At 34.8% G+C, this 6,466-nt stretch carries 9 protein-coding genes; 5 read left to right on the top strand and 4 right to left on the bottom strand.

Going from position 1 to position 6,466, the window contains the following annotated elements; all coding sequences use genetic code 11:
* Positions 1-285 precede the first annotated feature (285 nt).
* Together M0Q24_RS08200 and M0Q24_RS08195 are read left to right on the top strand one after the other, a co-directional pair.
* Positions 286-984 (top strand): Bax inhibitor-1/YccA family protein, encoded by a 699-nt coding sequence (locus M0Q24_RS08200; RefSeq protein WP_295049494.1) that lies wholly within the window; start codon positions 286-288, stop codon positions 982-984.
* 28 nt (positions 985-1,012) lie between these two features.
* Entirely contained in the window at positions 1,013-1,387 is a 375-nt protein-coding gene (locus M0Q24_RS08195; RefSeq protein WP_295049492.1) for a thiamine-phosphate pyrophosphorylase, read from the top strand.
* Here M0Q24_RS08195 and M0Q24_RS08190 read toward each other — a convergent pair whose 3' ends face one another.
* The 4 genes from M0Q24_RS08190 to M0Q24_RS08175 are packed head-to-tail and all read right to left on the bottom strand — an operon-like array spanning position 1,388 to position 4,581.
* Entirely contained in the window at positions 1,388-2,071 is a 684-nt protein-coding gene (locus tag M0Q24_RS08190) for a methyltransferase domain-containing protein (RefSeq protein ID WP_295049489.1), read from the bottom strand.
* Positions 2,068-2,865 (bottom strand): metal ABC transporter permease, encoded by a 798-nt coding sequence (locus tag M0Q24_RS08185; RefSeq protein WP_295049486.1) that lies wholly within the window; start codon positions 2,863-2,865, stop codon positions 2,068-2,070. The genes M0Q24_RS08190 and M0Q24_RS08185 overlap by 4 nt, the downstream gene beginning before the upstream one ends.
* A gap of 1 nt (position 2,866) precedes the next feature.
* Positions 2,867-3,631, bottom strand: coding sequence for a metal ABC transporter ATP-binding protein (locus tag M0Q24_RS08180; RefSeq protein ID WP_295049483.1), 765 nt, complete (start codon positions 3,629-3,631; stop codon positions 2,867-2,869).
* Positions 3,628-4,581, bottom strand: a complete 954-nt coding sequence (locus M0Q24_RS08175; protein WP_295049481.1) for a metal ABC transporter substrate-binding protein — start codon at positions 4,579-4,581, stop codon at positions 3,628-3,630. The genes M0Q24_RS08180 and M0Q24_RS08175 overlap by 4 nt, the downstream gene beginning before the upstream one ends.
* A 231-nt stretch (positions 4,582-4,812) precedes the next feature.
* Here M0Q24_RS08175 and secG point away from each other — a divergent pair, with 231 nt between their 5' ends.
* The 3 genes from secG to pyrE all read left to right on the top strand — a co-directional run bounded on the left by secG (position 4,813) and on the right by pyrE (position 6,456).
* Positions 4,813-5,154, top strand: coding sequence for a preprotein translocase subunit SecG (secG, locus tag M0Q24_RS08170; protein WP_295049478.1), 342 nt, complete (start codon positions 4,813-4,815; stop codon positions 5,152-5,154).
* A 130-nt stretch (positions 5,155-5,284) separates the two neighbouring features.
* Positions 5,285-5,842 (top strand): ribosome recycling factor, encoded by a 558-nt coding sequence (frr, locus tag M0Q24_RS08165; RefSeq protein ID WP_295049475.1) that lies wholly within the window; start codon positions 5,285-5,287, stop codon positions 5,840-5,842.
* A gap of 5 nt (positions 5,843-5,847) precedes the next feature.
* Complete coding sequence (pyrE, locus tag M0Q24_RS08160) at positions 5,848-6,456, top strand: orotate phosphoribosyltransferase (protein ID WP_295049472.1); 609 nt, start codon at positions 5,848-5,850, stop codon at positions 6,454-6,456.
* The last annotated feature ends 10 nt before the right edge of the window (positions 6,457-6,466 follow it).

Raw genomic sequence — 6,466 nt, 5'->3', positions numbered from 1 at the left:
TTTCAATGATCTCAAACAATCTCAAAAGCTTCAACTCGAAGTCTCTCTAGGCCTTTTAAACAAGGTCTCTTTGTTTGTGGATGGGAATTATAGGGGGTTGTAGCTTAATCGCTTCTTAAAATAATATAGAGTTTAAAAGAAAGCTTCTAGGTGTTTATTTTCATTTGATTTTATGTTATTTTTTCTACTTTCCCTTACATATATAAAGGGTTTAAAAGTGCTGTTGCTATGTATTAACTCTTTATATATAAAATTCTTATCAAACTATATTATGAGGAAAAAATTATGGGACTATATGATCGCGATTACGCTAGAGGCAACTCTTTTTCTTACGAGAGTGCCTCTCGCAGTGATTCTCAAATCATCTCTTTTGTTAAAGAAACATATAAGTTATTTGCAGCATCTATGATGGCTGGTGCAGTTGGCGCTTATGTTGGTGTTCCACTAGCTGGAACTATTGCGGCTTGGTTTATACCTCTATTTATTTTAGAGATTGGACTTCTTATCGGGCTTCACTTTGTAAAGCATAAGCCAGGGATAAATCTTATGGTTATGTTTGCATTTGTATTTATGACAGGTCTTATGTTGGCACCCTTACTTTCACAGACACTTGGAATGAGCGGTGGTGGAACAATTATTGGCAATGCTTTTGCTATGACTGCTGTTGTTTTTGGAGCTATGAGTTTTTACGCTATTAAAACTACAAAAGATTTTACAAGTTACGGCAAGCCTTTAATGATTGCTCTTGTTGTTGTTATTGGGTTTTCTATCGTAAATTTATTTTTAGGTAGTCCAATGCTGAGTGTTATTATTTCTGGTGCTGTTGTATTTTTATTTAGCATCTTAGTTGTATATGACACTCAAAACATTATGAACGGTTCTTATGAAACACCTATTGATGGAGCTATTGCACTATACTTAGACTTTCTAAACATTTTTACTGCACTACTTCATCTTTTTGGTATCTTTGGTAGTGACGACTAAAGAACCTTTATCACCCGAACTTTATCGGGTGATTGATGCAAATCTTAACCGCCTCAAAGAGGGCATACGAGTTGTTGAAGATATTTTACGATATCGAGACAACAACAAAGAACTCTCCTTAAAACTAAAACAACTTCGACACAAATCAAAAATCGATGAAATAGATAAACTTCTACTTCATAGAGATAGCATCAAAGATGTACTTCGCCCAACTACTAATAGTGAACTAGATCGAGTAGATATAAAAAATATTATTATTGCAAACTTTAAAAGAGCAGAAGAATCTTGCAGAGTTTTAGAAGAGCTTTTTAAACTTTACGATACAAAGCAGAGTGAAAATTTCAAATATATAAGATATGAGCTTTATAACTTAGAAAAAGAGATAGTTCTTCAAGAGAAGTAGTTATGTATAAAGGAAGACTACCTCAAACTCCAGATAGTTTAGTGGATAATCTCGCATAAGTTTTTTTGTCTCTTTATAACTTAATACCTTTCTAGATCCACTAACACCACTTTTTTTTATATACCTAAACATATCTCTTGAGGATTCAAACTCTAACTTATACTGGATTACTTCCATCTCTGCATCTAAATGTTTTTTTTGAAGTGATTCTATCTCTTTTGCACTTCTTAGCAGTGGAGTTAAGTTTGCCGTTTTGTTTAGTGTTTTAAATGTGTTTGAGCTAAAGATGGCTAAAGAGAATCTTGCGTCAAGCTTTTTTATCTCATAAAAGATTCTCTCAAGATCTTCTGCCCACTGAAGAGCTGATGCTGAAAATATGTGCTCATACTTTTTCTCTAGAGTCTTTCTGAACAAACTTGCATCGTTAAAGTCTCCATATATACAGTGTATGTTTTCAGATTTTGGATGCAGTTCTAACATTCCTCTGGCAAAGTCCACACCCGTGAAACTATCATAGTCCCAATCTATCTTGCTACAAACTGCACCGCTTCCACAGCCTAGATCTAGGATCTTCCTAGGCTCATAGTCTAGCTTGTTAAAAAGTCTCTCTATAACTCTCTTTTGTATAATATTGTAAGAGCCATAATGTAGAGCATTTTTAGAAAACTCTGAGCTTATTTTCATCGTTTATTTGCTACTAAGGATATGATAAAAATAACAAGTATAGAGAGCACTATAGTAGCTCCTGATGGCAAAGACATATAAAAGGATAGAGTCATACCAGATGCAACGCTAAAGATGGCAAAAAATAGAGATATGAAGAGTGTTTTAGCGAAGCCTTGTCTGTATTGAAGCGCTGAGACTGTTGGGATAACCATCAACGCACCTATAAGAAGGCTTCCAACAACTCTAATAGAGAGCGCTATAATAATGGCTACAATAGTTACCAACAGAAAGCTTAAAAGTCTAACTCTAATTCCGCTTGTTTTTGCAACCTCTTCATCATAAGCTATAAAGTAAAACTCTTTTGCAAAAATGAGCAAAACGCTAAGACAAACTATGCCAAAGATAAAGATAGTTATTAGATCTGCATCACTAACTGCGAGTATAGATCCAAAGAGGTATGAGAATAGCGAGTTATTAAATGCACCACCTAAAGAGACAATGATAACGGCAATTGCTAAAGATCCAGATAAAAATATGGCAAGAACTGCATCAGAGTATAGTGAAAAACTATATCTAAGATACTCAATAAGCCACGCTGAGAGAATAGCGATGATAACTGCCATCCAAAGAGGGTTAAACCCTGCAACCAATCCAACAGCAACTCCTACTAAAGCAGAGTGTGCAAGAGTTTCACTTATCATTGAGTAACGTCTTAAAACTACAAAAGTTCCACTAATAGATGCGAGAGTGGCGATAATCATTCCAGCTAAAAAAGCTCTTTGCATAAATTCATATTCAAAAATCTCTAACATATTAGTGCTCGTGCTTATGGTTATGAATTAGGTGTGCATCTATACCGTAAAGATCACTCATATCTTCACAACTAAGAGCTTCTTTAGGGTTATTGCAGATTACTGCTTTTTGGTTTATGGTAAAGAGTCTTGCAATATCATCAGCTATAACACCGATGTCATGAGTGATAAAGACAATGGTGATCTTCTCTTTTTTATTTAACTCTCGTAAAAGTTCGTAAAATCTTTGTTGAGAAGAGACATCCACGCCAGTGTTTGGCTCATCTAGTATGAGTATTTCAGGTCTAGATGCCAAAGCCCTTGCACACATCACTCTCTGTCTTTGTCCACCTGATAGTGTGCCTATCATTTTGTCTTTTAGATGATAAACATCCATTTTTCTCATCGCATCTTCGACTCTTAGTTTATCTTCTTGGCTCTCTTTTGAGAAGAGTTTTCGCTTTGAAGTTCGACCCATCTTTACAACATCTTGTGTTGTAGCTGGAAAAGATGCATCTACATGACTTGCTCTTTGTGGAACATAGCCTATCTTGTGCCACTCTTTAAAGTCTTTTATCTTTTTACCAAATATCCGAACTTCACCCTTAGTCTCTTTTTCAAGTCCTAATAAAATTCTTATAAGAGTAGTTTTTCCGCCACCATTTGGTCCAATGATAGCGATATAGTCTTGAGCAAAAATCTCAAAAGACACATTTCTTAGTATCTCTTGATCATCTACAATAAAATATAGGTTTTTTACATCAAAGATTGGTAGTGAAAATTTCATTCGCACTCAAGAGCTTTAGTTATTTTTTCTAGATTTTCAAGCATAATGTCTTTGTAGCTTAACTTCTTCTGTGCCTCATCGGCTGTTATATTTCCTAATGGTTGAAGCACATCAACATTTACTTTTGCCTCAGCAGCAATACTTTTCATAGCTTTATCACTTACAAAACTCTCAAAAAAGACAACACTTAGATCATGCTCTTTTACATGTTCTATTAGTTTTAACATATTTTGCGCATCTGGTTGTGCATCTGGAGAGAGTCCGCTAAGAGCTTCGACTTTAAATCCATAATTTTGACTTAGATAAGAAAAAGCATTGTGATTTACTATGATGGTCTCTTTTTTACAAGATGTTAGTCTCTTTCTATACTCTGCATCTATCATCTCTAGTTCAGATATATAATTTTTTGCATTTCTTCTATATAGTTCTTCATTTTGGGTTGAGAGTTTTGAGATCTCATCAGTTATGATTTGTGTAGCACTTATCATATTTTGTATATCTAGCCAATAGTGTGGATCTACCTCTTCTTCATGACCTTCATGGTGATGGTGGTCGTGGTCTTCATGGTTGCAACTTCCATGCTCTGAGTTTAAAAGTTTTACATGTTTACTCATATCTATAACTTTGTTTTTAAACTCAAAAGAGTGTGTCCATGGCTCAAGTCCAGCCCCACTATAAACAACAATATCACTTTGCATGATCTTTGCCATTAACTTTGGAGTAGGCTCAAAACTATGTGCATCTACTCCAAAAGGTAAAATCATAACTAGATCTATAGTATCATTTGAAATATTTTTTGCTATATCATAGAGTGAAAATGTGCTTAATGCTACTGTTGGTTTTATTTGTTCTTTCTCCTGTGCTAACTTAGCATCTTGCTTTAAAACAAACATTTGTAGTAAAAAAACAGCAATTATTAGTAAAAAAACAACATTTCTAAAATCTCTCATTAATTCTCCGAACTTTTTTAAAATTATATCTAATTTTGTAATAATTATTTTTTTTGGATATAATTCGCCACTTTTAAAATAGCATGGAGAATAAATCACACTAGTGTGATGGGCTTCCTGCCGAAGGGAACCAAGCATTAGCGTAACTCAAGGAATTTACTTCCTTTAGTGTTGTGAATGAAAATCAAAGGTTTCCTTAAATTTTATGAAAAAAATTAAAGGAATTTATAAATGACAACTAGTTTTTTACTCATTGTTCAGATAATTTTAGTTGTAATACTAGTAATAGCTGTACTTCTTCAAAAAAGCTCAAGCATAGGGCTTGGTGCTTATAGTGGCTCAAATGATTCTGTTTTTGGTGCTAAAGGACCAAACTCTTTTTTAGCTAAAACTACTTTTCTTATAGGCTTTTTGTTTGTATCAAACACTATAGCTTTGGGTTACTTGTACTCTACTTCTGCGCAAAGCTCAGTAGTTGACAATATGGTAGAATCTACTCATGTAGAAGCTCCAACGACACCTCTTCAAGCTCCTAAAAGTGATGCTTCACCAGAAGCTCCAGCTGCAGAATAGTTGCATTTTTGCAACTGTTTTTGCTCCAATATTCATTCTAAATTATCCCCAAACATCTCCTCTTTAGTATCAAATAAAGATATTTTGCTACAATATCACAACTATTTTTCAAAATATTTAAGGAAATCTAATGTTAAATGAAATCTACAACTCGTGCGAAGCAAATATGAAATCTGGTATAGAACATATGCTAAGAGATTTTAAAACACTAAGAACAGGAAAAGTTACAACTTCTGTTTTAGACAATGTAAAAATCGACTACTATGGAACTCTAACTCCTCTTGATCAAGTAGGCTCAGTTATAGCTGCCGATGCAACAACTATAATTGTAAATCCTTGGGAAAAACAGCTACTAAGCAGTATTGAGAGTGCGATCTCTGCTGCAAATGTTGGAGCAACTCCTAACAACGATGGCGAGCAAATTAAACTATTTTTTCCTGCCATGACGGTTGAACAAAGACAAGAGTCTGTAAAGAAAATGAAAGGTATGGGAGAAAATGCAAAAGTTTCTATCAGAAATGATAGAAAACACGCAAATGATCAGATCAAAAAACTTGAAAAAGATAAAGAAACAACACAGGATGAGTCAAAGTCTGCTCAAGACAACATTCAAAAAATCACTGATAAATATATAGCAAGTATCGATAACATAGTAAAAGACAAAGAAGCTGAAATACTAAAGGTTTAAAAAAGATGGATATAAAACAAATATATATGGATGCAGATGCTCTTTTGGAGGGTCATTTTAAACTAAGCAGTGGCAATCACTCACAATTTTACCTACAATCTGCAAAGGTTTTAGAAGATCCAAAGACAGCTAAACTTTTAGCTGATGCACTAGCAAAGCAAATCAAAGAGAGTGGACTTAAGATCGACACTGTTTGTGCACCTGCACTTGGTGGGCTTATAGCTGGTTTTGCGCTTGCAACCGCACTTGATGTTCGTTTTATATTTGCTGAGAGAGTTGATGGAGTTATGTCTATGCGTAGAGGCTTTGAAGTAAGCCGTGGCGAGAGAGTTCTTATGTGCGAAGATATCATCACAACTGGTGGATCTGCGATGGAAGCTGCACGAGTAGTAGAGAACTTTGGTGGTAAGATAGTTGGAGTTGCAGCTCTTGCAAATCGTGGTTTTTGCAGACGCGAAAACAGCACACTAGAGTCAAAATCAAACTGTAAACTTCCGCAAGATATTCCTTTCTTTGCCCTAGAAGATTTTACATTTGTTATGTATGAGCCAAGTGAGTGTCCACTTTGTAAAGATGGCTCAATTGCCATAAAACCTGGAAGTCGTGGAAATTAAAAACCAAAGG

The organism is Sulfurimonas sp., from assembly GCF_023228785.1.
Taxonomy (GTDB): Bacteria; Campylobacterota; Campylobacteria; order Campylobacterales; family Sulfurimonadaceae; genus Sulfurimonas.
Note: the sequence above shows the minus strand (reverse complement) of the source record. Positions and strands in the feature narration are given on the sequence as shown.